Origin of the sequence: Cupriavidus necator N-1 (genome assembly GCF_000219215.1) — a bacterium.
In the GTDB taxonomy this organism is placed as follows: domain Bacteria; phylum Pseudomonadota; class Gammaproteobacteria; order Burkholderiales; family Burkholderiaceae; genus Cupriavidus; species Cupriavidus necator.
This window is the reverse complement of sequence record NC_015723.1, coordinates 2,221,130-2,245,672: the sequence shown is the minus strand read 5'-3', so window position 1 is coordinate 2,245,672 and position 24,543 is coordinate 2,221,130. Positions and strand designations below refer to the sequence as shown.

The window sequence follows — 24,543 nt, the reverse complement described above, 5'->3', positions numbered from 1 at the left end:
GACGAGAGAGGGGTGAGCCATCGTCAGGCCGCCGCGCGCTTGATGCTGCGCTCCAGCTGATCCTTGGCGAACAGGTACTGCTTGGGCCATTCCACGCGGCGGTAGCCCAGTCGCGCGCTCTCGCGCAGCAGCCAGGCCGGATCGGCCAGGTACGGGCGCGACAGCGCGCACAGGTCGGCGCGGCCCGAGGCGATGATCCCGTTGACGTGGTCGGCTTCGGTGATCGCGCCCACGGCGATGGTCGGCACGCCTGCCTCGTTGCGCACGCGGTCGGCGAACGGGGTCTGGAACATGCGGCCGTAGACCGGCTTCTGCGCCGGCGTGACTTCGCCGGAAGAGCAGTCGATCATGTCGGCGCCGGCCTCCTTGAACAGGCGCGCCATGGCCACCGCGTCGTCGGCGCTGTTGCCGCCTTCGACCCAGTCAGTGGCGGAAATGCGCACCGACACCGGCTTGTCCTGCGGCCAGGCCGCGCGCACCGCGCGCAGCACTTCCAGCGGGAAGGCCATGCGGTTTTCCAGCGAGCCGCCGTATTCGTCGCTGCGCTGGTTGGTCACAGGCGAGAGGAAGGTCGACAGCAGGTAGCCGTGGCCGGCCTGCAGCTCCAGCCAGTCAAAGCCCGCGCCGGCGGCACGCCGGGTGGCGGAAACGAAGTCATCGCGCAGGCGGTCCATGTCTGCGCGGGTCATGGCGCGCGGCGTCTGCGAAACGCCCGGCAGGTACGGCAGCGCGGAGGCAGAGATCAGCGGCCAGTTGCCCTCGGCCAGCGGGTGGTCCATCTGCTCCCAGCCCAGCTGCGTCGAGCCACGGCGGCCGGCGTGGCCGATCTGCACGCCGATGCGCGCGCTGGTGTGCTCATGCACGAAGCCGACGATGTTGGCGAATGCCGCCGCCTGCTGGTCATTCCACAGGCCCGGGCAACCCTCAGTGATGCGGCCGTCCGGCGACACCGCCGTCATTTCCACCATCACCAGGCCGGCACCGCCCAGTGCGCGGCTGCCCAGGTGCACCATGTGGAAATTGCCCGGCACGCCGTCCTGGCAGGAATACATGGCGGTGGGCGACACCACCACGCGGTTCTTCAGTTCCACGCCGCGCACGGTGTACGGCGTCAGCATCGGCGGCACGGCGGTGGCATCCGTGCCGGCGCGTCCGGCCAGCCATGACTCGTAGCCTTCCAGCCAGGCCTTGTCACGCACGCGCAGGTTCTCGTGCGAAATGCGCTGCGAGCGGGTCAGCAGCGAGTACGCGAACTGCTCGGGCTCCAGGTCTTCATAGCGCCTGACGTTCTCGAACCATTCGGTCGAGTTGCGCGCGGCGTTCTGGATCTTGAGCACTTCCACCGAGCGCACGGCTTCGTAGTGCTTCAGTGCATCTTCCAGCGGGCCGTCGGTGTTGCGGAGGGTGCGCGCCAGCTCGATGGCATCTTCCAGCGCCAGCTTGGTGCCGGAGCCGATCGAGAAGTGCGCGGTGTGGGCGGCGTCGCCCATCAACACCACGGGCACCTTCTTCTCCAGGCCGCTGGCGTCGGTCAGGCTGTTCCAGTGCACCCACTTCTCGCAGATCACGCGCGGGAACTGGATCCAGATCGCGGAGCCGCGCAGGTGGCCGGCGTTGCTGATCAGCGGGTTGCCGTCCAGGTACGGGGCGAACAGCTTTTCGCAGTAGGCGATGCCCTCTTCCTGGCTCATCTGGTCGATGCCGGCGGCCTTCCAGGTTTCTTCCGGGGTCTCGACGATGAAGGTCGACGTGCCGTCCTCGAAACGGTAGGCATGTGCCTGGAACCAGCCATGCTCGGTCGGCACGAAGATGAAGTTGAAGGCGTCGAACACCTTCTTCGTGCCCAGCCAGACAAAGCGGCAGTTGCGCGTGTCGATATCGGGGCGGAAGGTGTCGGCATAGCGCTTGCGCACCACGCTGTTGAGGCCGTCGGAAGCCAGCATCAGGTCGGCGTTGTACTTGCGCGCGATGGCCTGGTCGTCCTCGACGTAGTTCTCGAATACCAGTTCCACACCGACTTCCTCGCAGCGCGCCTGCAAGATGTTCAGCAGCTTCTTGCGGCCGATGCCGATGAAGCCGTGGCCGCCGCTGCGCACCGCGCGGCCCTTGAAGTGGACTTCGACATCGTCCCAGCGGTTGAACGCATCGCCGATGGTCTCGGCCGAGACCGGGTCGGCCTCGCGCAGGTTGTCCATGGTGGCGTCGGAGAACACCACGCCCCAGCCGAAGGTGTCATAGGGACGGTTGCGCTCGACCACCACGACTTTATTGGCGGGATCCTGGAGTTTCATCAACAGGCCGAAATACAGGCCGGCGGGGCCACCGCCGATACATACTATGTTCATGGCTGCTTCCAATCAAGTTACTACCGGAGTCTTTGGCACCCGCGCTGCGGGTACGTCGGCATTCAGACGGTGATTTCGGGAAAAGACCGGTCTGCGGGGACAGGGCCGTGTTCGATGGCGGCTCGCAGGTCATCGGGTACCGGAATGGCCAGGTGCGTGTCCAGCGAAGTCATCACGATGGTCTGCGTGGCCGCCATGCGCAGCTCGCCGTCTGCGCCGGTGCAGCGCCAGGCCAGCGTGATCGACTTGCCCCCCAGGCGCACCACTTCCAGCTCCAGCCAGACCTGGTCGCCAAAGCGGCTGATCGCCTTGAAGTCCACCTCCAGGTGCACGGTCGGCATGCCCAGCCGGCGCGCGCCGATCACGCCGTGGTAGCCGTCCGGCAGCAGGGTGTCGACCCAGCGTTCGATGAGATCGTTGAACAGCACGAAGTACTGCGGGTAGAAGACGATGCCGGCCGGGTCGCATTCCGAGAAATGGATCTTGTGCTGGCGCCGGAAGGTATGCGTAGTGCTCATGGTCTGCGGTTCCTGGGTTTGCGAGTGATCACGCCAGCGCGTGGCGAGCGAGGGCTTCCTTCAGCTTCTTGCCGTGCTCGTCGGCCAGCGCGGCTTCGCGCAACTCGCGCAGCGTGGCCGGGGCCAGACGGGCACCGGCGCGCACCACGGCGTTCATCAGGGTCTGGTAGTTGGTCAGGCCGCGCACATGGGTGTCGCTGTAACCCTTCACCAGCCGCTGGCACTGCACCACTTCCAGCGCCAGCGCAGGGTTGAGGCGCGCGGCGGCCAGCAGCTGGGCCAGCCAGCCTTCGATACGCTCGGTTTCCAGCGCATAGCGCAGCGTGCTGCGACGGATGCCGCGCAGGCGCGAGACCGCCCACAGCATCAGGTAGCCCCGCAGCGAACTGGTCGTGACCACGCGGCCCGAGGTGGTGAAGCGGCGCACCAGTCGGTGCACGAAATGCGGCTGCATCAGCCAGCGGCCGAGCCCGGCCGGCAGCGTCTCGCAGATTTCTTCCAGGCGCGGGTGCATGAACTCGTTGATCGCCAGCAACTGCTTGTCGCCGGCGCGCACCTCGCCCCGCACGCGCGCGAAGCGCGAGTCGCGGGTCTTGAGGTCGGCCACGCGAATGGTGTCTTCGTACGACATCCACAGCGCCAGGTGGCGCGCGGTTTCGCGCAGCAGCGCGATGTCGTCGTTGCCGACGGCCTGGCGCACTGCAGCCAGCCGATCCAGGTACAGGCCGGCGTAGGCCACGTCCTGGTAGTCGATCATGCGGCGCACGCCTTCGACCACGACGGGCCAGTTCTCGGCCGGTTGTTCAGTGCGCGCGCGCTGCAGCAACTGGGCAACCCCGGGATCCTGCGGCTTGAGTTCGCCCAGCGGCTTTGCGGCTTCCGCGGGGGGCGTCTCAGCGGCCTCGGCTGTGGCGAACGCCGCGCCAAAAGCGCGCAGGCTGGGCTTCACGCCCACGCCGCCGCGCTCGATGGTGGCTTCGAACTGCGCGCGGCTGAACGGCAGCACGCCGGTGCCCGCCAGCGCGCCGAACAGCACGGCGCTGATGACGCTGCCGCTGGCTTCGGCGGCCTGCGCCATGTCGAAGCGTACAAAGCGTTTGGCGGCCTTGCCGGCATGGGCGATCAGCTCATTGCTGTCGACGCGGCCATCGCCCATCGCGGATTTCTCTGCGATGGAGTACACGCGGTGGGTGGAAGACACCAGCGTTGTGCGATCCGGCGTCACCAGCCCGCGCTGCACGGCGCGGCCGGCTTCCATCAGCTCGGAGGCGAGTACCACATCGACATCGCCAGGGGTGGGCATCAGCGCCAGCACCGGCTGGCGGCCGGCCTGCTCGGCCAGGTCGCGCGGGAACAGTTCGACGTAGTAGATGGTGGCGCCGGTGCGCTGCGCCACGCCGGGCACCGACGTGGTTTGCGCGATATAGCCGTTGTGCTCGCCCAGATCCACGATCCAGTCGGCCAGCACGCCGCCGCCTTCGCCGCCCATGGCGAGGATGGCGACCTTGATTGGCTTGGCACTGAGGTTGTTGGGTGCGTTCACGATTGAACCTCTCCAGGCTTGGTGTTCAGAATGCAAGGCGGGTGCGGCGCGCGGCATCGCGGCGCTGCAGGAAGCCGATCACGCCGTCGCGCAGGCGCTGGCGCAGCTTGTCGATGCGGGTCGGGTTGGTGACGATCTGCGCACGGTAAAAGGACGGGCACAGCACCGCCGCGTGCGAGACCTCGCCGCACAGGCCACAGCCCACGCAGCTGTCCAGCACGGAGGCGACCGGATCGGTGCGCAGCGGGTCCGGGTTGGGCTTGATCGTCAGCGAAGGGCAGCCGGACAGGCGGATGCACGAGTGATCGCCGGTGCAGGTGTCCGAATCCACGCCAAAGCGCTCGCGCACCACGCGCTGGCCGTCGGCGATCGCCTTGCGCGTCTTCGGCTTCTCGCGGCGCTGCTTGTTCAGCATGCATTCGCTCTGCGCGATCAGCACCTTGGGGCCCTTGGCGCCGGTGGTCAGCGCTTCCTTGAGGGTGGCCTTCATCGCCTTCAGGTCATAGGTGCGGCGGATGGTGCGCACCCACTTGACGCCCACGCCCTTGACCGCGTCCTCGATGGCGTGGCCGGTGCTGCGGGTGTCGTTCAGCGCGGTCGAGGACAGAATGTCCTGCCCGCCGGTGGCCGAGGTGTAGCTGTTGTCGACCACGATGGTCAGGTTGTCGCTCTTGTTGAAGACTGCGTTGGCGATGCCGCTGGTCAGGCCGTTGTGCCAGAAGCCGCCATCGCCCATCACGGAGATGGCGCGCTTGCCGCCGGGCGCGTTCAGCGCCGCGGCGCTGGCGCTGCCCAGGCCGTAGCCCATGGTGGTGTTGCCCAGGTTGAACGGCGGCAGGATCGAGAACAGGTGGCAGCCGATGTCGGCGCTCACGTGGTGCTCGCCGATCTCGCGCTCGACCAGCTTCATCGCGGTGAAGATCGGGCGCTCCGGGCAGCCGGTGCAGAAGCCGGGCGGGCGCGCATGCACGCTCTCGTCGACCAGCTTCTGCGGTTCCAGCACTTCGGCAGCCACGGCATCGACGGTGGCGGCCGGCGCCTGCACCAGCGGGATCACTTTGCGTGCAGGCTTGGGTTCCGGCAGCGGCTCGATCTTGCCGTACTGCTCGAGGAAAGCGCGCAGGCCCTTGTGCACGGTCGCGGTGTTGTACTCGCCGGCCAGCGGCAGCAGGTCCTTGCCATGCAGTGTGGCAGTGGTGCCGGCCATGCGCAGGATGTTGGCGGCGTTCTGCTCGATAAAGTTGGGCTGGCCTTCTTCCAGCACCAGCACCGCGCGCTTGCCCGCGCAGAAGCGTTCCCACTCCGAATCGATCAGCGGGTAGGCCACGTTCATCACGTACAGCGGGATCTTCGACTCGCCGAACACATCGGCCAGGCCGAGCTGCTCCAGTGCGCGGATCAGCGTGTTGTAGCTGCCGCCCTGCACGGCGATGCCGATGTCGTCCATCTCGCCCTGGAAGAATTCATTGAGCTGGCGTTCCTCGATGAACTTCACGGCGGCGGGCCAGCGCTGCTTGATCTTCTCGTGCTCGTGCACAAAGCTCGCCGGGGGCAGCACGATGCGGCTGAGGTCGCGCGTGGGGTTCTCGAGCGCGTCCTGGATGGAGAACTTCGAGCGGCGGTTGTCGGAGGCCACGAACTGGCCATGTACGTGGCATGAGCGCACACGCAGCTGCAGCATCACCGGAGTATTGGACGCCTCGGACAAGTCAAAACCGTCCTTCACCGCCTGCACGATGCACGGCAGGTTGGGGCGCGGATCGAGCAGCCACATCTGCGACTTCATCGCAAACGCGTGGCTGCGCTCCTGCATGATCGAGGAGCCTTCGCCGTAGTCTTCGCCGACGATGATCAGCGCGCCGCCGGTGACCCCGCCCGAAGCCAGGTTGGCCAGCGCGTCCGATGCCACGTTGGTGCCCACGGTGGCCTTGAACGTGACCGCGCCGCGCAGCGGGTAGTTGACCGAGGCCGCCAGCGATGCAGCCGCGGTGGCTTCGCTCGCGCTGTTCTCGAAGCGGATGCCATGCTCGGCAAGGATGTCCTGCGCATCGGCCAGCACGTCCATCAGGTGCGAGATCGGCGAGCCCTGGTAGCCGGCGACGTAGGCGACGCCGGACTCCAGCAGCGCCTTCGTGACCGCGAGGATGCCCTCGCCGCTGAATACCTCGCCGGAACCCAGGCGCAATTTCTTGACTTCTTCGGCAAACGAACGCTCAGCCATGGCTTTTCTTCCTGACGCTCACGTTGGGGTGAGACGAATATAGTTTAAGCAGAAACATTGCCATAATCATATATATGGACGGAGCTCGAGGTCACGGGAACGGCTTCCGTGGAAGCCGAAGTCCCTCCTCAGGCCATCTATGCGTTGCTTTGCTGGCCGGCGCGGGCCACGACGACTGGTTGCCGTGCCGATGGCAGCAGCGCCACAGCCAGCGCAGCGGCAAGGCCGGCAATTGAGAACGTGATGAAGTTCCAGCCGAAACTCAGGCCTGAGCCGGCCACGTAGCCGCCGACGAGCGGGCCGCTCATGGCGCCGAAGCGCGCGAAGCTCAGGGCCCATCCTGTTGCCGCGGCCCGTGCGTGTGCCGGGTAGTAACCGGCCAGATAGCCCGTAAGGATCAGGGATGCCGAGACGCTGCCCACGCCTGCCAGTGCGACCAGCAGGTAGTTGACGGCAACGGAGTTGCGGAACATCAGCGCGCCGATGGCGAGAGCGCCGATCAGGTAGAAAACCGCGACGGTGCCACGTGCGCCTATCCTGTCGGCCGCGCTGCCCAGGAAGAGGCCGCCTACCGCGGAAGCAAGGCTGAAGATAACCAGGAAGGAAAGGCTGGAGCCGAGGTCGTAGCCATTCTTGCGCATGATGGTCGGCAGCCACGTATTGAGGCCGTAGACCAGCAGCAAGCCGAAGAACAGTGCGATCCAGAAGCACGCCGTCGCACGTAGCTGCTTGCGGGCGAATATGCTCGACATCACGTCGCGCCAGGTGGCGCGGGCGGCGCTGTTGGCGGGCCGGGCTTGTGACGGCAGCCGGCCATTGCCAGTGCGATCGGCCAATGCCTGCGCTTCATCGATTCGCCCTTGCCCCACCAGGTACTCCAGCGACTCGGGCAGCAGCCACGCCATCAGCGGTATCAACACCATGGGCACGGCACCCAGGCCAATCACGCCACGCCAGCCAAGACTGGGCAACAGCCACATCGCAATGAGCGCGGCGCAAAGGATGCCCACGGAATACCCCGAGTACATGAGCCCATAGTTGAAGCTGCGGCGGTGCGGCGGGGAGTACTCGATGGTCAGGGCGGCGGCGACGGGAATGACGCCACCGAGGCCGAGCCCGCCGATGAATCGCAGGATGCCGAAGATGGCGGGCGTCGGCGCATAGGACGCCCCCAGCATGGTCAGCGAGAACAGGGAAACGCAGAGCAGCAGCATGCGGCGGCGGCCGATCATCTCGCTCAGCGTGCCGATCAGGAAGGCGCCAAAGAACATGCCGACCAGGGCATAGCTGCTGAGGGCACCGAGTTCCAGCGGCGTCAGGTTCCAGTTGCGGTCGTCGGCAAGTGTGGGCAGTACCGCTCCCATGACGCCGACGTCATAGCCTTCAAAGAGAATCGCAAGGAAGCATACGAAAAGTACGGTATAGGTCGCGCGAGAAGCGGGGCGCCAGGGCTGAGCGGTGCCAGCTGGGGTCATTGTCTGTCTCCTGATGGGTGGCGGATGGTGAACCGGAGAAGCCGCCAGGGAACCTGTTTCGCGCGATCGTCGCCACGCGCTCGTTGTCGTTCCACATAGTTTAGGCATAAACATATGATTGTGGAAATAGTTTTTTGGGCGACCAAGAAAATCTGATCGGCGCCTCGAAGGGAGGCGCCGGGCTCCTGCTAGAACTTGTGGCGCAGGCCCAGCCCGAAGGTGTTGCCCGGATTCAGGTCGGTCACCTTGTCATAGCGCCAGGCGGCATAAAGATCAGTGCGCTTGGAGAACGGGTAGTCGTAGGCCAGCGTGGTGGTATCGCGGCGGGCCGAGCCCAGCGTCTCGTTGCCGCCCTGCCAGGTGCCCACCCACGTTGCCATCAGCGAGCCCGGTCCCAGCGGCGCGCTCGCGCCCACCTGCATGGTGCGGTTGCGCTGGCGGCTCAGCGCGCTGAAGCTGTTGTCCGACTGCGCGTACTGGCCGAACAGCTTGACCACCTTGAAGTCATAGGACAGGCCGGCCAGGTAGGCCATTTGGTAGCTGGCGCCGCTGGCCGCGAATTCCGGCGCATTGACCCCCGCCCGCTGCACCGCCAGCGTGGCGCCAAAGTTGCCGTTGAAGTAGGTGGCATTGCCGCCGTAGTTCTGCTTGCCCTGGTGGCCGGCGCTCTCGCCGGTTGAGTAGATCGCATTGAAGCGCAGCCCGCCGAAACCGGGGCTCTGGTACAGCACTGAGTTGTCCCAGGCGGTGTCACCTGCGACCGAGTTGCCGACCGGCGAGCCAGGCGGCGTGGTGTAGGCATGCAGGAACATCGGCGAGAACACGGCCGAATCCGCCACCGGGTTGAACAGCAACATCGACACGAACCACGGCGTGGTGTTGCGGCCGAGCTTGATCGCGCCGAAACTTCCGTTCAGGCCAACATAGGCATTGCGCCCGAACATGACGTCGCCGTCGAAGCGGCCGACCTTGCCATTGTCCGTGCGGAAAAAGCTCTCCAGCGTGAACTCGGCGTTCAGGCCGTTGCCGAGCGCTTCCTGCCCGCCAATGCCCCAGTACGAGGTGGTCAGGCCGGAACTGTCGACGACCGCAGTGCTGTGCGCATCGCCACTGGCGCGCACGGAGCCGGCAAAGGCGTCGATGGTGCCGTAAAGCTGCACGGCGCTCTGGGCATGTGCGGCGCCGGAGGCGAGGCTGCCGGCGGCCGCCGCGGCGGCCAGGATCCTGCGTTGGTGCTTCATTTGTCTTCTCTTCCTCTCTCTTCTTTTGTGGACGTCCGCGGCCTGTCAGGTGGCCGTGATCGCCAGTACCCGCAACGGACTGCCCGACCCGTTCTGGATCTTCAGCGGTGCCGCCACGATCAACGCGCCGGTAGGCGGCAACTGGTCCAGGTTCTTCAGGCATTGCAGGCCATACTTGTTCGCGCCGTGCGTCAGCGTGTGGCACGGGTATGGCAGCGGCCACGCGTACGACTGGCCGGCATCGGTGTTGATGGTTTCGACGCCGAAGCCGTGGACGTTGCGCTCATGGATCAGCCATTCGACCGCAGCCTGTTCCGGGCCGGGAGTATGGGCACCGTCCTCGCGCAGGCCGAGGAACTCGGCGGGGTCGGTCTTCTTGCTCCAGTCGGTGCGCAGCAGCACCCAGGCACCGGCGGGAATGCGGCCGTGTTCGGCTTCCCAGCGCTGCAGGTGCGACACCGTCAGCACCCAGTCGGGGTTCTGCGCCACTTCAGCGCTGGCATCGACCACTACCGCGGGGGCAATGAAGTTGGCCGGGTCGATGGTGTCCACGGTGTTGTTGGCGTGGTCCTTGCCCGAGATCCAGTGCACCGGCGCGTCGAAATGCGTGCCGGTATGCTCGCCGCAGGAGAAGTTGTTCCAGTACCAGCCCGGTCCCTTGTCGTCATACTGGCTGATGCGCTCCATCTTGAACGCCCACACCTGCCCGAATTCGGGGGGCAGCACCAGCGCGGGGAAGTCCGGCGACAGGGTCTGAGTCAGGTCGATAATCTTTGCCTTGCCGCTGGAAAGGTCCGCGGCAAGCTGTTGCACGGTGTTGCTCATGGTGTCTCCTTGTTGTGTGCGCCGTGTCAGGCCGACGCGTGTGCCAGCCGCGTGTACCGCCCCTGCCAGTAGAGCAGCGGCGCCGGGGCCTGCTCGGCCACGTGTACCGCCCGCACCCGCCCGATGATCAGGATGTGCCCGTGGCGCTCCAGCAGTTCCTCCGCCTCGCAATCCATGGCCACCACGGCATCGGCCAGCACCGGGGCGCCGTCGCGGGTGAGCTGGGTCCAGGCGTCGCCGCCGTAGCGCGCGGCGCCGGCCTCGCCGCCAAAGCCGGTGAAGCGCTGCGCGATCGCCTGCTGCTCCACGCGCAGCAGGTTCACGCCGAAGCGCCGCGTGCTCTGCAGCAGCCCGGCCGACGAGCTGGTCGCCTTCATCGACGCCACCACCATCGGCGGCTCGGCCGAGAACGACGACACGGAGGTCGCGGTGAAGCCGCTGCGCTCTTCGCCTTCGGCCACCGTCACCACGGTCACCGCGCCGGCGAAGCCACGCATCGCCTGCTTGAACTGCTGCTGCAGCGCCGCCAGCGGGTCGTGCTTACTGGCCGCCATTTCTCGACCCTCCGGGCTGGCGCAGGCCGCGTGCCTCCAGGATCGGCAGCACCGTGTCGCGGAAGTACGGGAACTCCTTCACGTAGTCGACGAACGACAGCGTGGTGCCCTTGAAGCCGGCTTCGGCCAGCGCGCAGATGCCGTCGGCCACCTGCTCGGGCGTGCCCACCAGCGGGAAGCCGCCGTGGCCGGCCGCCATGCGGTCGCGGATCAGTGCCAGCAGGTCGTGCGGGAACGACTGCGCGTTGGCAAACTGCAGCGCCACCAGGTTGTCCACCGCGGCCCAGTCGGCGTTGTCCTGCGCAAAGTGGCGCAGATAGTCGCGCGCTTCCTGCTCGGTCGGGCGGCACACCACGTGCGAGAAGGTCAGCACTTGCACTGGCTTGTCTGCCGCACGGGCCTTGGCTTTCAGCTCGGCCACTTCCACTTTGGAACGCGCGGGGTCGATCGCCGGCGTGAACAGGAAGTTGGCGTTCTGGATGGCGAAGTCGCGGCCTTCGCCGGAACCCGCGGCGTTCAGGATCGGCGGGCGCTCGCCGTGCCACGGCTTGGGCAGGCCGTAGATGCCCTTCAGGTGGAAATTCTCGCCGTCATAGTTGAAGGCGCCGTCGCGCTCCCAGATCTGCTTGATGACGTCGAACCACTCCTGCGCATAGCTGTAGCGCTTGTCGTGGCCGGCGGCCAGCGGCAGGCCCAGGGCTTCGTACTCGGGGCGGTTCCAGCCCGCCACGATGTTCAGGCCCGCGCGGCCCTGGCCGATCTGGTCCAGCGTCGCGATCTGCTTGGCCACCACCGCCGGGTGGTTGGCCGCGGTGTGGATGGTCGCGAATACCGTCAGGTTCTTGGTCTGCGCCAGCAACCCGGCAGCCCACGTGATCGTTTCCAGCACCGAGCCGTGGAAGTCGGTCTCGCCGCCGTAGCCGATCCAGCGCGCGATCGGCAGCATGAAGTCGATACCGGCGTCGTCCAGCATCCGGGCCAGCTTCGCGTTGTTTTCCCACGAGTTGTCCCAGCGCTCGCCGATCTTGGTTACCGACATGCCACCCGAGCAATTGGTCGCAAACGTGCCCAGTACAAAGTCCTTCGTGTTCAGAATTTTTCTCATGCGTATCTCCCGGCCAAGTAGAATCCCTGAAGCAGGCGCCGCACACGGATAATGCGGCGCCCGTACTGCCCTGATAAACCCACGCACGCAACGTGCGTCGAGCTGACAATGCCCAAGACCTCGAGTAACTCCACGCCATCCGCGAAAATCGACCGCACTGCCGAGCAACATCGCTGGCACCTGGCGACGGATGATTTCAGCGTCGAGATCACCGACCTCGAATACGCCGTCATGCGGGTTTATCAGTCGTTCCTGCGGTGGCAGTCCGAATGCCTGGCTGCCGTGACCGGGATTACGCTGAGCGGGCAGGAAAATACCCTGCTGCACATCATCCGGATGCACGAACGGCCCAAGACCATCAAGGACCTGCTGCACATGACCAATCGCCAGGATGTGCCCAACATGCAATATGAGTTGCGCAAGCTGCTCAAGGCCGAACTGGTCGACAAATACGGCAGCGCACGCACGGGCATTTACTACTTCGCCACTGACGAAGGCATAAGGGTGTGCGACGAATTCGCCCGCTTGCGGCGCGAGACATTGCTCGAGACCGCGCAAGGCGAATTCGGCCCTAAATCCAGCGCCCTAAAGGCGGCCGGACAGCTGGAACAACTGGAAAAGGTCTACGAGATCGCGACGCGCGAAATCGCAACCTATCACCGCCGTCGCTAGAAAGAGTGGTTTTGGAAACTCATCGGGGGCGCTGTCTCCTGGTGGCGCGTGACGTATCGCGCGCATCGAATAAATAATCAAATAAAATATTTATTTGATTCAAATGTAGCGCACTGCCGCGGGCTTCGCCAAGGCTTTTTGCCCTAGGGAAAACACCAAGTGGGATGGCCCTGGCGGCTCGCCGTCATGGGAGCTGTCTGGCCCGACGATTAGCCGAAGGCAGGAACTACCTGTTGAGGAAAGCTGCTGGAAGGGGTCTTGTCGCAATAATTTCGCGACCGGCGGGGGGCTGGACCTGGCGGCGCTCGTTGCCCGATAGGGTGGGGGTGTGCGGGAGTGGCGGCATGCCCGCTGGCGTGCCGCCTGGGTGCCTGTTTTGCGCTCAGTCCACCTGCGCGCCCGATGCCTTCACGATGCGGGCCCACTTGTCCATGTCGGACGCCAGCATCTTGCTGAACTGCTGCGGCGTGCCCGTCATGACTTCGGCGCCCTGTGCCGCTAGCTTGTCGCGCAGGGTCTTGTCCGCCAGGATCTCCTGCATGGCCTGGCCAAGCTTTTGCGTCACGTCCTTCGGCGTGCCCTTGACCGCGAACAGGCCGACCCAGAGGTCGCCGCTATAGCCGGGCACGGTTTCGCTGATCGCGGGAATGTCCGGCGCGAACGGCGAGCGCTTGGCGGAGCTGACGCCGAGCGCGCGCACCTTGCCCGCCTTGATATGGGCCAGCACTGACGGCAGGCTGGCGAAGGCCAGCGGCACCTGGTTGCCCAGCACATCGTTCAGCGCTGGCGCGACGCCCTTGTAGGGCACGTGTTCGAGCTTGATGCCGGCCATGCTGTTGAGCATCTCGCCCAGCAGGTGGTTCAGCGTGCCATTGCCGGCGGAGGCATAGCGGTAGTAGTCCGGGCTGGCCTTGGCCATCGCGATCAGTTCGGGCAGGGACTTGGCGGGGAAGGCGGGATTGGCCACCAGCACGTTCGGCACGCTCGCCACCGGGGCGATCGGCTCGAAATCCTTGACGGGGTCGAACGGGATGCTGCGGTACAGTGACGGGTTGATGGCCTGCGTGCTGCTGATGGTCATCAGCAGCGTGTAGCCGTCCGGGGCGGCGCGGGCCGCTGCCTGGGTGCCGATATTGCCGCCGGCGCCCGGGCGGTTTTCCACCACCACCTGCTGGCCGAGCCGTTGCGACAGGGTCGCGGCGACCAGGCGCGCGACGATATCGTTGGTGCCGCCCGGCGCCTGCGGCACGATCATCTGGATGGGCTTGGACGGATAGGGATCGGCGGCGAGGGCCCTGGCGCTGAACAGCGGCAGGCAGGCGGCCAGGGCAGCGGCGGCTGCCAGGGCGCGGCGGGTGCGTTGCATGGTGTCTCCTGGAGTTGCGGGGCCGTGAATGCCGGCCCAGGCTGGTGGCAACTCTAGCCGACTGCCGCGCCGGCGTGAAATTCAATCGCCGACTACGGGCATAAGTTTTATTGATCGGCTGCAGGCGGCGGAATGAGCGGCGGCTTGAGCGACCCGCCCGCCGCAATGCGTTCGGCCACCAGTTCGCGCAGCACCTCCGCCACGGCCTCGGCCGCGCTGGTGCGCGGCAGCGCGCGTGGCCAGCACAGCGACAGCGTGCGGCGCAGTTCCGGCACGATCAGGTGCCGCGGCACGTCGCTGTCCGCGTCGGACAGCGACGACGCGGGCAGGATGGTGCAGGCCAGGCCCTCGCGCGCGGTCGCTAGCAGGAAGGGCAGCGAATCCAGGTCGGCCACCACGTTCAGCGGCACGCCGGCCTGCGCGAAGGCAAGCTCGACCACTTCGCGCAGGCCCTGCGAGCCGCTTGGCAGCACGAGTGGCAGCTCGCCCAATGCCTTGATCGCGACCGTAGCGCCTTCCGCACCGGCCTGCGCCCGAGGCTTCGATTGCGCCTTTGTGCGCCCGCGCGTCACGGGAAGCGTTCCGACCAGGTATAGCGATTCGCTCGCCAGCCGCTCCAGTTCCACCGCGCGCGACGGCACATCGCGGAACAGGATGGCGAAGTCCAGCCGGTTGTGGTCCAGCAGCTCCGAGATATAACCGCTCATGCTCTCGAACAGCTGCAGCCGGATTTGCGGATAGCGGGCGCGCACGGCGCGGATCAGCGGCATGCCGAATGCCGCTGCCGCCGTGGTGGGCAGGCCGATGGCAACCATGCCGGTGACATCCGTGCCCGCCACCCGGGCCTCGGCGCCTGCGATCTCCACCTGCCGCAGGATATTGCGGGCGTGGCGATAGAGCGTGCGGCCGGCTTCCGTGGGCCTGACGCCCTTGGCGCCGCGGTGGACCAGCGGCACGCCCAGCTCTTTTTCCAGCGCCGCCAGCTGCTGGCTGAGTGCGGGCTGCGCCACGCAGACCACTTCGGCTGCCCGCGTCAGGCTGCCCTGGTCGACGATGGCGATGAAATAGCGCATGGCGCGCAGGTCCATGGCAGGCTCCGGGAGAATTCCAAAGTATTCATTTTACTTATGATCCCCTCGGCAATCGGTATTTCCCAGGTGCGGCGCGCTCCGGTAGATTGCCGTCAGGACATTGCGCAAAACCGGATACCACCATGCCCCATCCCCTCGAAGGCATCACCGTCGTTTCCCTGGAGCAGGCGATCGCGGCCCCGTTCTGTACCCGCCAGCTGGCGGACCTGGGCGCGCGCATCATCAAGATCGAGCGGCCTGGCAGCGGCGACTTTGCCCGCGCCTACGACACGCGCGTGCGCGGCTTGTCTTCGCACTTCGTCTGGACCAACCGCTCCAAGGAGAGCCTCACGCTCGACGTCAAGCACGCCGCGGCCGCCCCCGTGCTGGCCGGACTGCTCGAGCGCGCGGACGTGCTGGTGCAGAACCTCGCGCCCGGCGCGGCCGCGCGCCTGGGCCTGGACTTCGACAGCCTGAGCGAAAAGTACCCGCGCCTGATCGTGTGCGATATCTCGGGCTATGGCAGCGACGGCCCGTACCGCGACAAGAAGGCCTACGACCTGCTGGTCCAGAGCGAGTCCGGCTTTGTCTCCGTGACCGGCACGCCGGAGGACGGCGTCAAGGCCGGTGCCTCGGTGGCCGATATTGCGGCCGGTATGTATGCCTATACCAATATCCTGGCCGCGCTGCTCGAACGCGGCAAGACCGGGCGCGGCAAGCGCATCGATATCTCGATGCTGGAATCGATGGTGGAGTGGATGGGCTTCCCGCTCTACTACGCCTTCGATGGCTCCGAGCCGCCGCCGCGCGCGGGTGCGGCACATGCCACCATCTATCCCTATGGCCCGTTTCCGACCGGCGATGGCAAGACCGTGATGCTGGGACTGCAGAACGAGCGCGAGTGGGTCGTGTTCTGCGAGGCAGTGCTGGGCGAACCCGATCTCGCCACGCATCCCGACTTTGCCAGCAACAGCCTGCGCAACCAGAACCGCGCGGCGCTGCGCGCGCGCATCGTCGACAGCTTCTCGGGCCTGACCGCCGCCGAAGCGGTCGACCGGCTGGAGGCCGCCAGGATCGCCAATGCGCGCGTCAACACCATCGCTGACGTATGGGATCACCCCCAGCTGGCGGCGCGCCAGCGCTGGCGCCAGGTCGACACGCCGGTGGGTCCCGTGCCGGCGTTGCTGCCGCCGGGCATGACCGAGGCACGCATGGACCCGATTCCGTCGCTCGGCGCAAACACCGATGCCATCCTCGCCGATCTGGGCCAGACCGCGGCGCAGATTGCCGCGTTGCGCTCAGCCGGCGCAGTCTGAAAGGAGCCGCCATGCCGATCGCCAATCCGCGCAGCTACCTGTTTGTCCCGGCCTCGCGTCCGGAGCGCATCGCCAAGGCGATAGTCTCCGGCGCCGATGCCGTCATCGTCGACTTCGAGGATGCGGTCGCGCCCGCCGACAAGGGGCAGGCCCGCGACGGACTTGGCGCCCCATGGGCGGCGTTTTGCGCGCAGGCATCGGCAGCCGGCGTCGCCATGCTGGTGCGCATCAACGGGGCCGATACCGCGTACTACGAAGACGATCTCGCCTGGTGCCGCGCGCAGGGTGTCTCGGAAATCGTGCTGCCGAAGGCTGATCCGGCCGGCGTCCATGCGCTGGCTGCGGCATTGCCCGGTGTGCGCTGTTTCCCGCTGGTCGAGAACGCCGCCGGCTTTGCCGGCTTACGCGAGCTGGCCCGTGCCGGCGGCGTGGTCCGGCTGCTGTTCGGCAGCATCGATCTGATGTTCGATCTCGACGTGCAGGACGACGGCGAAGCGTTGCACCACTTTCGCAGCCGGCTGGTGCTTCATTCCCGCGCGGCGGGTTTGCCCGCGCCCGTGGATGGCGTTTGCACCGCAATCGGCGATGACGCCGCACTTGCCGCGGAAACGCGCCGCGCCCGGGCCTTCGGCTTTGGCGCCAAGCTGCTGATCCACCCGGGCCAGGTCCGCGGCGTGCACGACGGCCTGGTGCCGTCGGCCGATGAACGGCACTGGGCCGTGCGTGTCATGGCCGCGGCCGCCGCTGCCGATGGCGCCGCGGTGGCGGTGGACGGCAAGATGGTGGACCGTCCGGTGCTGGAGCGCGCGCGCCGGATCTTGTCCGGCGCTTAGTGTCCTGTATCCGCAGATACCTTGCCATGAAATCGCCCAGTTGGCCGCCATGCGTCGTTGCTCGTCGTTGCCATAGCTATGGCTATGGCGCCTCCTCGCGCCTAGCCTGACAGCCAACTGGACGATTTCATTTTGGCAAGCTATCTGCGGAACAGGACACTAGTCCGCCACCGTCAGTCCAGCCGCTTGCCCGCCGTCTCCGGCACCATCGCCAGCCCGACCAGCGAAATCAGGCCGCAGCCGATCACATACAGCGCCGGGGCGCTGGCGTTGCCGGTCAGTTCGATCAGCCAGGTGGCGATCAGCTGCGCGAAGCCGCCGAACACCAGCACGCCGATGCAATAGACTACCGACAATCCGCTGGCGCGGATGCGGCGCGGGAACAGCTCGGTGATCAGCACCACGGACGGCACCACGTTCAGCACCAGCGGCAGGGCCAGCATCGCGACCACGGCCAGCAGCGTGCCGAGCGACGGCCGTGCGTTGAGCAGCAGGAAGGCGGGGTAGACCAGCACCAGCATCGCCACGCGCGACCACAGGATGGCGGGCTTGCGGCCGATGCGGTCGGACAGCCTGCCGGCATACGCGGACAGCCCCACCTGCACCAGCGCGGCGACGCAGCCGGCGGCCATGCTGAGCCCGAGCGGGATCTTCAGCACCGTCACCGCGTAGCTGGTCATGTAGTGCAGCACGATATAGGTGGCGGAGGTGCCGCCGATGGTCACCAGCACGCCGGCCACCACCACGCGGCCGTGTCCGCGGAAGATTTCAGTCAGGCCTGCACGTTCATGGCCCGGCGCGCCGGCGGCCGGCGCTTCGGCGGTTTCTTCCAGGTGACGGCGGATATAGAGGCCGAGCGGGATCACCAGGATGCCGATGGCGAACGGCACGCGCCAGCCCCAGCTTTGCAGGGCGTCAGGCGAGAGCCCGTTGGTCAGCGACAGCCCGACCACCGCCCCCAGCAGCACGCTCACGCCCTGGCTGAACAGCTGCCAGCTGCCGTAGTAGCCGCGGGAATGGTCGTCGGCGTACTCCATCAGCAGCGCCGTGGAGGCCCCGACCTCGCCGCCCAGCGCAAAGCCCTGTAGCAGCCGCGCCAGCACGATCAGCAGCGGCGCGGCCAGCCCGGACTGCGCATAGGTGGGCGTGACCACGAACAGCAGCGAGCCCAGCCCCATCAGCCACAGCGTCAGCGCCATGGCCGGCTTGCGCCCCACGCGGTCCGCATAGAGCCCGATCAGCAGGCCACCGAGCGGGCGCGCGACAAAGCCCACGCCAAACGTGGCCAGCGACAGCATCAGCTGGCCGAAGCTGCCGGTCACGGGAAAGAACAGCTTGCCAATCAGTACCGCGAAGAAGCTGTAGACGGTGAAATCGTAGAACTCCAGGCCGTTGCCAATGGTGATGGCTGCGATCACGCGACGGCGCGGTGCGGCGCGGCTGGCCGGGGGCGCGGCATAAGCGCCGTCCAGCGGCTGCGCGGGCAGGGAAGTGGGCATTCGGTGTCTCCGTGGGTGGGGTGGCGCCGGCCTTGGGGCCGGTCATTGTCGACGGCGGAGCGTGGCTCAGCGCAGGTAGCGCTCGACCAGCTTGATCCAGTAGGTGGCCGCAAGCGGCAGGCAGGCGTCGTTGAAGTCGTAGCCGGGGTTGTGCACCATGCAGCCGCCCTCGCCATCGCCATTGCCGACGATCAGGTAGCAGCCCGGGCATTCCTGGAGCATGAAAGAGAAATCCTCGCTGCCGGTCAGCGGCACCATGTTGTCGATCAGGCCGTCCTCGCCCAGCCATTCACGCGCGACCTCGCGCGCCATCTCGGTCGTGGCGGGGTCGTTGACCAGCACCGGGTAGCGGCGGTCGTAGTGGACCTCGGCGCTGGCGCCGAAGCTTTCGGCCTGGGCATGCGCCAGCGTGGTGATGCGTGCCTGCAGCAGGTCGCGCACCTCGGCCTTCAGCGCGCGCACCGACAGGCGCAGCTCGGCGCTCTCGGGGATCACGTTGGGCGCCTTGCCGGCCTCGATCGCGCCGACGGTCACGATGGCCATGTCGAGCGGGTTCACATTGCGCGCCACCACCGACTGCAAGGCCATCACCATCGACGCGCAGGCCACCACCGGATCGACCGCCCGCTGCGGCACCGCGCCGTGGCCGCCGCGTCCGGTGACGCGGATCGTGACAGTATCGGACGAGGCCATGAACGGCCCGCCCAGGAAGCCGAACTTGCCGGTCGGGTGGCCGGGCATGTTGTGCAGCGCGAACACCGCATCGCAGGGGAACAGGCGGAACAGGCCGTCCCGGATCATCTCGCGCGCGCCGCCCATGCCTTCCTCGGCCGGCTGGAAGATGACGTGCAGCGTGCCGCGGAAAGGCTTGTGCTCGGCCAGGTAGCGGGCCGCGGCCAGCAGCGTGGCGGTGTGGCCGTCATGGCCGCACGCATGCATCTTGCCATCGATCTTGCTGGCATACGGCAGGCCCGTGGCTTCGCGGATCGGCAGCGCATCCATGTCGGCGCGCAGGCCGATGGCGCGGCCTTCGCCGTGACGCAGCGTGCCTACCACGCCGGTTCCGCCCAGGCCGCGATGCACGGCATAGCCCCAGGCCTGCAGGCACTCCGCCACCAGGTCGCTGGTGGCGAATTCCTCGAAGCCGAGCTCGGGATAGGCGTGGATGCGGTGACGCAGGTCCACCATCTCGGCTTCGATGGCGCGGATGCCGGGCAGGACGGGATCGGGGTGCATGGGGTCTCCGGAGGCTTTGTCGGGGGATTGCGTGGGCCGATCTTATGCAGGGCCCGCGCGTGCCGATAGCCGCAATACTGTTATCCTGACAACCATTGGTTGTCACCAGTTCGAACCGCCATGACGATGAAACTCCACCAGATCCAGGCGCTGGTCGCCGTTGCCGACGCCGGCAGTATCCGCGCCGCCGCCCGGTTGGTCGGGCTGTCGCAGGCGGCGGTCACCAAGGCGCTGCGCGAGCTGGAAAGCGAGGCGCGGCTGCCCTTGCTGTCGCGTACCGCCAGCGGCGTGGCGCTGACCGAGGCGGGGCAGCGCATGCTGGGCCACGCCCGGCTGGTGGTCGGGCAGCTCGCCCGCGCCAGTGAAGAACTGGCCACGCTGCGCGGCGAAGGGGTGGGGCGGCTGAGCATCAGCGTCACGCCCTGGGTCATGCTGACCTTCCTGCCGCGCGTGCTGCTGCGCTTTCGCGAACGCATGCCGGGCGTGCAGGTGGAGATCTTCGAAGGCCTGACCGCGGTGGCCTTGCCCCGCTTACGCGAAGGCACGCTGGACTTTGCCGTGGGGCCGTTCACGGCGGCGATGTCCACGCAGGAATTCGAGTGCGAGCCGCTGCTTGCCTACACCTCGTGCGTGATCGCGCGGCGCGGGCACCCGTGCGCGGATGCGCGGTCGCTGCACGGACTGCTGGAGCAGGACTGGGTCGTCAACTACACCGCGGCCAGCTACGAGTCCTTTATGCGCAACCTGTTCTGGCAGCATGAAGCCCGCATCGACCCGGCGCGGCTGCATTGCGCGCACTCCACCGCGCTGCTGCTGGAGTTGATCCGCAATGCCGGCATGATCAGCTATTGCCCGCGGCCGCTGTTGCTGACCGAGTCGATGCGCGGCTGGGTCCACGTCTTTGCGCTGGCCGAGCAGTTCGAGACCAGCCGGCTCGGCGTCATCACGCGCCACAACGCGGTGCGCAGCCCTGCGGCGCAGTGCTTCACCGACTGCCTGCTGCAGGAAATCCGGCGCCGCGCGCGCTCGGCGGCGCAGAAGGACAGCGAGTTGTTCGACGAGCTGGAAGTCCTGTACTGACCGCCCAGGGCTCGCGACTGCCCCGGAAAAGAAAATCGGCCCCATGGGGGCCGATCAGTGAGAGTGCGACGGGATCAGGCAGCTTCTTTCAGTTCAGCCAGCGCACGCCGGCCCGCGACCAGTTGCTGCGCCACTTCGGCCACGCGGGCACCCAGGTGCTCGGCGGTGCGCAGGTCGGCCAGCGGCGGCACCACGTCGGCGCTTTCATCGGCGTTGGACTGCGCGGCGGCGCCCAGGAAGAAGCCGTGGCGGTTCAGCGAGTCCTCGGTCGACTTGGAGTTGTTGTGGCCCGGGGGCAGGCCCAGGTTGACCCAGTGCATGCCGTGCTGCGCCGCGAAGATCGCGATCTGCTGCAGCGTGGCCAGCTTGTCGCCGGAGCGCGAGGCCGCGTTGGTGAAGCCGGCCGCGACCTTGTTGGCCCACTTGCCGCCCTTGGCAAAGACATTGCGCGAGGTGGCGTCCATGAAACCCTTGAACTGTGCCGAGGCGCTGCCCATGTAGGTCGGCGCGCCGAAGATGATGGCGTCCACCTGCTCCAGCGTGTCCCAGTGCTGGTCGATGTCCTCGACCGGAATCAGCAGGCTTTCAGCGCCTGCGACATTGCCGGCGCCGCGCGCAACGGCCTGGGCCTGCTTGGCGGTGTGGCCGTAGCCGCTATGGTAGACGATGGCGATGCGGGTTTGTGCGGTGGTCATGATGGTGGATCCCTTGGTAGTTGCGGAAATCTGAATACCCTTATGCTGCATCGCGTGATGGACTGGTGCGGTTGCGGCGGGTGATGAAAGCAGTGTAGAGAGCCATGGGATTGGTTGCGTGAGCGTCCATGCAATCAGTTGTTGAATTTTTCTGAACATCTGGAATCCGGTTTCGGCATGGTCTCTTCCGCGGGTTTTCCCCGCAGCCGCGCGCGTGACAATAGTGCTGTGGGCACGATAAAGTTGCGACACATTCACCTGTGCCCGGCGCCCCCGTCCTCCGCGCCAGAACCCGCAACCGCTTTCGATCCCCATGAAACCAGGCGGCAGGCAGATTTTGGCGGTCCGGCAGCAGCGCCGTTCCGGTATCCCCCGCATCCCGTTCGCGAACCGCTCCGCGCTGGCGTTGGCCGCGCTGATCCTTGCCAGCACCGGCGCGCGTGCCGCCGACCCGCCCGGCACGGCAGTGGCCGCTGCCACTGCCGAAACGCTGCCCGACGTGGTGGTCAGCGCCACCCGCAGCGAGCAGCGCCGCTTTGATGCGCCGGCGGCGGTGGACAGCGTGCCGGTCGATCCGCTGCGCAGCGCCACGCCGCTGGTGAACCTGTCCGAGGTGCTGGCCGGCGTGCCGGGCGTGGCGGTGCGCGACCGGCAGAACTACTCGCAGGACCTGCAACTTGCGGTGCGTGGCTTTGGCACGCGCTCTACCTTCGGCGTGCGCGGCGTGCGCCTGTATGTCGACGGCATCCCGGCCACCATGCCGGACGGGCAGGGCCAGGCTTCCACTGCCGACCTTGCCAACGCCAGCCGCGTCGAGGTGCTGCGCGGCCCGTTTGCGCAGATGTATGGCAATGCGTCGGGCGGCGTGGTGCAGGTGTTCACGCCCGATCCGCCCAAGGATGGCTTCAGCGGGCGCGCGTCGACGGGGTTCGGCTCGGATGGCCAGTGGCAGGCGGGCATCGCGCTGGCCGGCGGCAACGACCGGCTCGGCGGCTCACTCAATGCCTGGACCTACCAGACCGACGGCTACCGCGACCACAGCGCGGCGCGCCGCTACCAGCTCAATGCCAAGGTCGTGGCGCAGCCGGCCAGCGGCACGCGCGTGACCGGCCAATTCAACTATTTCAACCAGCCGCTGGCGCAGGACCCGCTGGGGCTCACGCGTGCGCAGGCCGATGCCAACCCGCGCCAGGCGGTGCCCGCGGCGACCCAGTTCGATACCGGCAAGAATGTCGAGCAGACCCAGGCCGGCGTGGTGGTGGACCACCAGCTGACCGGGACCGACAGCTTGTCGGCACGCCTGTACGGCGGCACGCGCAACCTGTACCAGCGGCTGGGCCTCAGCGGTGCCGCGCCGAATTCGGCCGGCGGCATCGTCGACCTGGACCGCACCTACGGCGGCGCCGCGCTGTCATGGAGCCGGCGCGCCACCACCGCCGCCGGCCTGCCGCTGCTATGGAGCGCCGGGCTCGAAGCCAACGGCATGCGCGATGGCCGCAACGGCTACGTCAACCAGAACGGCACGCAGGGCGCGCTGCGCCGCGACGAGACCAATACCGCGACCGACCTTGGCGCTTTTGCGCAGTTCGACTGGAGCTTCCACTCGGCGTGGCAACTGGTGGGCGGCGTGCGCGCCAGCCGGGTGCGGCTTGGCATTGACGACCACTTCATCAATGCGGCCAGCCCCGATGACAGTGGCAGCGCGACCTACAGCAACGTCAGCCCCGTGCTTGGCGTGGTGTGGCACGCGCTCGATTCCCTCAACGTCTACGCCAACCTCGGCCGCGGCTTCGAGACACCGACGCTGACCGAAGTCGCCTACGGCCCAGGCGGCGTCGGCAGCAACCTGGGGCTGCAGGCCTCTACCAGCCGCCAGGGCGAGATCGGCATCAAGTGGCAGGCGGCGGGGCAGCGGCTGGAGGCGGCGCTGTTCGATGCCGACAGCCACGACGAAGTGGTGCCCCAATCGAACAACGCCGGGCGCACCGTCTACCAGAATGTCAGCGGCGTGCACCGGCGCGGCTTTGAACTGGGCTGGCGCGGCGGCTTCCTCGGCGAGGTGGGCACGCCGGGCAAGGGCGGCGGCAGCCGTATCGAGGCAGGACTGGCCTATACCTGGCTCGATGCTTACTTCGGCGACAGCTTCGTCAACGCGCAGGGCCAGACCGTGGCAGCCGGCAACCGCCTGCCCGGCACCGCGCGCCACAGCCTGGGCGCGGACCTGTCATGGCGGCCGGCAGCGCCGCTGACGCTGGGGGCCGAGATGCGCGTGGACAGCCGCGTCTACGCCGACGACCTCAACACGCAGGCCGCGCCCGGCTATGCGGTCTTCAACCTGCGCGCCGGCTATGAGTTCCGCATCGGCCCGACCCGGCTCTACGTCTTCGGCCGCATCGACAACTTCACCGACCGGCGCTATATCGGCTCGGTGATCGTCAACGAGGCCAACGGGCGGTATTTCGAACCCGCGCCCGGGCGCCGCTTCTTCCTGGGCCTGCGCGCCGCCCTTTGAGAGTGGCTAGCTCCTGACCAGCAGCACCGGGCAGTGCGCGTGGGCAAGGACTCGCCTGGCCACCGAGCCGATGATGGCATCCAGGAAGCCGCCGCGGCCGTGCGAACCCATCACGATCAGGCTGGCGCCAATGCTGCCCGCGTACTCGACGATGCGCGCCGGCGCGAAGCCGACGACGCCATGGCACTCGAAAGCGATACCGGCCTCGCCCAGGATGCTGGCCACGGACTGCATCGCCTTGTCGTTCTGTTCGCGATGCCAGGCATCGAGGGTGTGCCGGTCGATGAAGGTCTTGATGTCGCCAGCCACATCCGGCTCGCAGTGCATCACGTGCACCACGAAGTCGCGGCTGAACAGGGGATTCTGTACCAGGTAGCGCGCGGCCGCGTCGCTATAGGCCGACCCGTCGGTCGCAAGCAGGATCTTGTTCATGGCAT

General features: G+C 67.2%; 20 protein-coding genes. 5 read left to right on the top strand and 15 right to left on the bottom strand.

The genetic code is table 11. The features are described from left to right. Nucleotides 1-23: 23 nt before the first annotated feature. From CNE_RS28220 to CNE_RS28180, 9 genes are all read right to left on the bottom strand, one after another. A complete protein-coding gene (locus tag CNE_RS28220; RefSeq protein ID WP_013953705.1) occupies nt 24-2,345 on the bottom strand; it encodes a bifunctional salicylyl-CoA 5-hydroxylase/oxidoreductase in 2,322 nt (773 codons plus the stop codon). A 62-nt stretch (nt 2,346-2,407) separates the two neighbouring features. Continuing rightward, nucleotides 2,408-2,863, bottom strand: coding sequence for an acyl-CoA thioesterase (locus CNE_RS28215; protein WP_013953704.1), 456 nt, complete (start codon nt 2,861-2,863; stop codon nt 2,408-2,410). Nucleotides 2,864-2,891: 28 nt separating this feature from the next. Then, on the bottom strand, nt 2,892-4,352 hold the full coding sequence (locus CNE_RS28210) for an indolepyruvate oxidoreductase subunit beta family protein (protein ID WP_049800684.1): 1,461 nt from the start codon (nt 4,350-4,352) through the stop codon (nt 2,892-2,894). Nucleotides 4,353-4,431: 79 nt separating this feature from the next. Next, nucleotides 4,432-6,627 carry a thiamine pyrophosphate-dependent enzyme gene (locus CNE_RS28205; RefSeq protein ID WP_013953702.1) on the bottom strand — a complete coding sequence of 732 codons (2,196 nt, stop codon included), beginning with the start codon at nt 6,625-6,627 and terminating at the stop codon, nt 4,432-4,434. Nucleotides 6,628-6,764: 137 nt separating this feature from the next. Further along, nucleotides 6,765-8,102 (bottom strand): MFS transporter, encoded by a 1,338-nt coding sequence (locus tag CNE_RS28200; RefSeq protein WP_013953701.1) that lies wholly within the window; start codon nt 8,100-8,102, stop codon nt 6,765-6,767. 188 nt (nt 8,103-8,290) lie between these two features. Beyond that, nucleotides 8,291-9,343, bottom strand: coding sequence for a porin (locus CNE_RS28195; protein ID WP_013953700.1), 1,053 nt, complete (start codon nt 9,341-9,343; stop codon nt 8,291-8,293). Between the two features lie 45 nt (nt 9,344-9,388). After that, entirely contained in the window at nt 9,389-10,168 is a 780-nt protein-coding gene (locus tag CNE_RS28190; RefSeq protein ID WP_013953699.1) for a cyclase family protein, read from the bottom strand. Between the two features lie 26 nt (nt 10,169-10,194). Continuing rightward, a complete protein-coding gene (locus CNE_RS28185; RefSeq protein ID WP_013953698.1) occupies nt 10,195-10,722 on the bottom strand; it encodes a flavin reductase family protein in 528 nt (175 codons plus the stop codon). After that, nucleotides 10,709-11,827 carry an LLM class flavin-dependent oxidoreductase gene (locus tag CNE_RS28180; RefSeq protein WP_041228709.1) on the bottom strand — a complete coding sequence of 373 codons (1,119 nt, stop codon included), beginning with the start codon at nt 11,825-11,827 and terminating at the stop codon, nt 10,709-10,711. The genes CNE_RS28185 and CNE_RS28180 overlap by 14 nt, the downstream gene beginning before the upstream one ends. Before the next feature lie 108 nt (nt 11,828-11,935). Here CNE_RS28180 and CNE_RS28175 point away from each other — a divergent pair, with 108 nt between their 5' ends. Then, nucleotides 11,936-12,499, top strand: coding sequence for a winged helix DNA-binding protein (locus tag CNE_RS28175; protein ID WP_148271677.1), 564 nt, complete (start codon nt 11,936-11,938; stop codon nt 12,497-12,499). A gap of 382 nt (nt 12,500-12,881) precedes the next feature. On the opposite strand, the gene CNE_RS28170 is transcribed toward CNE_RS28175, so the two are convergent. Further along, nucleotides 12,882-13,865 carry a tripartite tricarboxylate transporter substrate binding protein gene (locus tag CNE_RS28170; protein ID WP_013953695.1) on the bottom strand — a complete coding sequence of 328 codons (984 nt, stop codon included), beginning with the start codon at nt 13,863-13,865 and terminating at the stop codon, nt 12,882-12,884. Nucleotides 13,866-13,972: 107 nt separating this feature from the next. Then, a complete protein-coding gene (locus CNE_RS28165) occupies nt 13,973-14,953 on the bottom strand; it encodes a LysR substrate-binding domain-containing protein (protein ID WP_013953694.1) in 981 nt (326 codons plus the stop codon). Nucleotides 14,954-15,078: 125 nt separating this feature from the next. On the opposite strand from CNE_RS28165, the gene CNE_RS28160 reads away from it, so the two are divergent. Further along, the gene (locus tag CNE_RS28160; RefSeq protein WP_013953693.1) at nt 15,079-16,251 is read left to right on the top strand and encodes a CaiB/BaiF CoA transferase family protein; all 1,173 of its coding nucleotides are present in this window, start codon (nt 15,079-15,081) and stop codon (nt 16,249-16,251) included. Between the two features lie 11 nt (nt 16,252-16,262). Further along, nucleotides 16,263-17,084, top strand: coding sequence for an HpcH/HpaI aldolase/citrate lyase family protein (locus CNE_RS28155; RefSeq protein WP_013953692.1), 822 nt, complete (start codon nt 16,263-16,265; stop codon nt 17,082-17,084). 173 nt (nt 17,085-17,257) lie between these two features. On the opposite strand, the gene CNE_RS28150 is transcribed toward CNE_RS28155, so the two are convergent. Both CNE_RS28150 and CNE_RS28145 read right to left on the bottom strand, forming a co-directional pair. After that, complete coding sequence (locus tag CNE_RS28150; protein WP_013953691.1) at nt 17,258-18,583, bottom strand: MFS transporter; 1,326 nt, start codon at nt 18,581-18,583, stop codon at nt 17,258-17,260. Nucleotides 18,584-18,649: 66 nt separating this feature from the next. Further along, nucleotides 18,650-19,819 carry a M20 aminoacylase family protein gene (locus CNE_RS28145; protein WP_013953690.1) on the bottom strand — a complete coding sequence of 390 codons (1,170 nt, stop codon included), beginning with the start codon at nt 19,817-19,819 and terminating at the stop codon, nt 18,650-18,652. A gap of 120 nt (nt 19,820-19,939) precedes the next feature. On the opposite strand from CNE_RS28145, the gene CNE_RS28140 reads away from it, so the two are divergent. Next, entirely contained in the window at nt 19,940-20,899 is a 960-nt protein-coding gene (locus CNE_RS28140; RefSeq protein WP_013953689.1) for a LysR family transcriptional regulator, read from the top strand. 74 nt (nt 20,900-20,973) lie between these two features. Here CNE_RS28140 and CNE_RS28135 read toward each other — a convergent pair whose 3' ends face one another. Further along, a complete protein-coding gene (locus CNE_RS28135; protein ID WP_013953688.1) occupies nt 20,974-21,594 on the bottom strand; it encodes a flavodoxin family protein in 621 nt (206 codons plus the stop codon). A gap of 313 nt (nt 21,595-21,907) precedes the next feature. On the opposite strand from CNE_RS28135, the gene CNE_RS28130 reads away from it, so the two are divergent. Next, nucleotides 21,908-24,106 carry a TonB-dependent receptor family protein gene (locus tag CNE_RS28130; protein ID WP_013953687.1) on the top strand — a complete coding sequence of 733 codons (2,199 nt, stop codon included), beginning with the start codon at nt 21,908-21,910 and terminating at the stop codon, nt 24,104-24,106. A gap of 6 nt (nt 24,107-24,112) precedes the next feature. On the opposite strand, the gene CNE_RS28125 is transcribed toward CNE_RS28130, so the two are convergent. Beyond that, nucleotides 24,113-24,538: a universal stress protein gene (locus tag CNE_RS28125; protein ID WP_013953686.1), complete on the bottom strand. Its 426-nt coding sequence runs from the start codon at nt 24,536-24,538 to the stop codon at nt 24,113-24,115. Between the last annotated feature and the right edge of the window lie 5 nt (nt 24,539-24,543).

What these genes read in the sequence shown, in the direction of transcription:
- CNE_RS28175 (WP_148271677.1), top strand. Translation starts at nt 11,936, where the DNA reads ATGCCCAAGACCTCGAGTAACTCCACGCCATCCGCGAAAATCGACCGC.
- CNE_RS28170 (WP_013953695.1), bottom strand. Translation starts at nt 13,865, where the DNA reads ATGCAACGCACCCGCCGCGCCCTGGCAGCCGCCGCTGCCCTGGCCGCC.
- CNE_RS28165 (WP_013953694.1), bottom strand. Translation starts at nt 14,953, where the DNA reads ATGGACCTGCGCGCCATGCGCTATTTCATCGCCATCGTCGACCAGGGC.
- CNE_RS28190 (WP_013953699.1), bottom strand. Translation starts at nt 10,168, where the DNA reads ATGAGCAACACCGTGCAACAGCTTGCCGCGGACCTTTCCAGCGGCAAG.
- CNE_RS28155 (WP_013953692.1), top strand. Translation starts at nt 16,263, where the DNA reads ATGCCGATCGCCAATCCGCGCAGCTACCTGTTTGTCCCGGCCTCGCGT.
- CNE_RS28185 (WP_013953698.1), bottom strand. Translation starts at nt 10,722, where the DNA reads ATGGCGGCCAGTAAGCACGACCCGCTGGCGGCGCTGCAGCAGCAGTTC.
- CNE_RS28145 (WP_013953690.1), bottom strand. Translation starts at nt 19,819, where the DNA reads ATGCACCCCGATCCCGTCCTGCCCGGCATCCGCGCCATCGAAGCCGAG.
- CNE_RS28140 (WP_013953689.1), top strand. Translation starts at nt 19,940, where the DNA reads ATGACGATGAAACTCCACCAGATCCAGGCGCTGGTCGCCGTTGCCGAC.
- CNE_RS28195 (WP_013953700.1), bottom strand. Translation starts at nt 9,343, where the DNA reads ATGAAGCACCAACGCAGGATCCTGGCCGCCGCGGCGGCCGCCGGCAGC.
- CNE_RS28215 (WP_013953704.1), bottom strand. Translation starts at nt 2,863, where the DNA reads ATGAGCACTACGCATACCTTCCGGCGCCAGCACAAGATCCATTTCTCG.
- CNE_RS28205 (WP_013953702.1), bottom strand. Translation starts at nt 6,627, where the DNA reads ATGGCTGAGCGTTCGTTTGCCGAAGAAGTCAAGAAATTGCGCCTGGGT.
- CNE_RS28220 (WP_013953705.1), bottom strand. Translation starts at nt 2,345, where the DNA reads ATGAACATAGTATGTATCGGCGGTGGCCCCGCCGGCCTGTATTTCGGC.
- CNE_RS28200 (WP_013953701.1), bottom strand. Translation starts at nt 8,102, where the DNA reads ATGACCCCAGCTGGCACCGCTCAGCCCTGGCGCCCCGCTTCTCGCGCG.
- CNE_RS28130 (WP_013953687.1), top strand. Translation starts at nt 21,908, where the DNA reads ATGAAACCAGGCGGCAGGCAGATTTTGGCGGTCCGGCAGCAGCGCCGT.
- CNE_RS28210 (WP_049800684.1), bottom strand. Translation starts at nt 4,352, where the DNA reads ATGGGCGGCGAAGGCGGCGGCGTGCTGGCCGACTGGATCGTGGATCTG.
- CNE_RS28180 (WP_041228709.1), bottom strand. Translation starts at nt 11,827, where the DNA reads ATGAGAAAAATTCTGAACACGAAGGACTTTGTACTGGGCACGTTTGCG.
- CNE_RS28150 (WP_013953691.1), bottom strand. Translation starts at nt 18,583, where the DNA reads ATGCCCACTTCCCTGCCCGCGCAGCCGCTGGACGGCGCTTATGCCGCG.
- CNE_RS28160 (WP_013953693.1), top strand. Translation starts at nt 15,079, where the DNA reads ATGCCCCATCCCCTCGAAGGCATCACCGTCGTTTCCCTGGAGCAGGCG.
- CNE_RS28125 (WP_013953686.1), bottom strand. Translation starts at nt 24,538, where the DNA reads ATGAACAAGATCCTGCTTGCGACCGACGGGTCGGCCTATAGCGACGCG.
- CNE_RS28135 (WP_013953688.1), bottom strand. Translation starts at nt 21,594, where the DNA reads ATGACCACCGCACAAACCCGCATCGCCATCGTCTACCATAGCGGCTAC.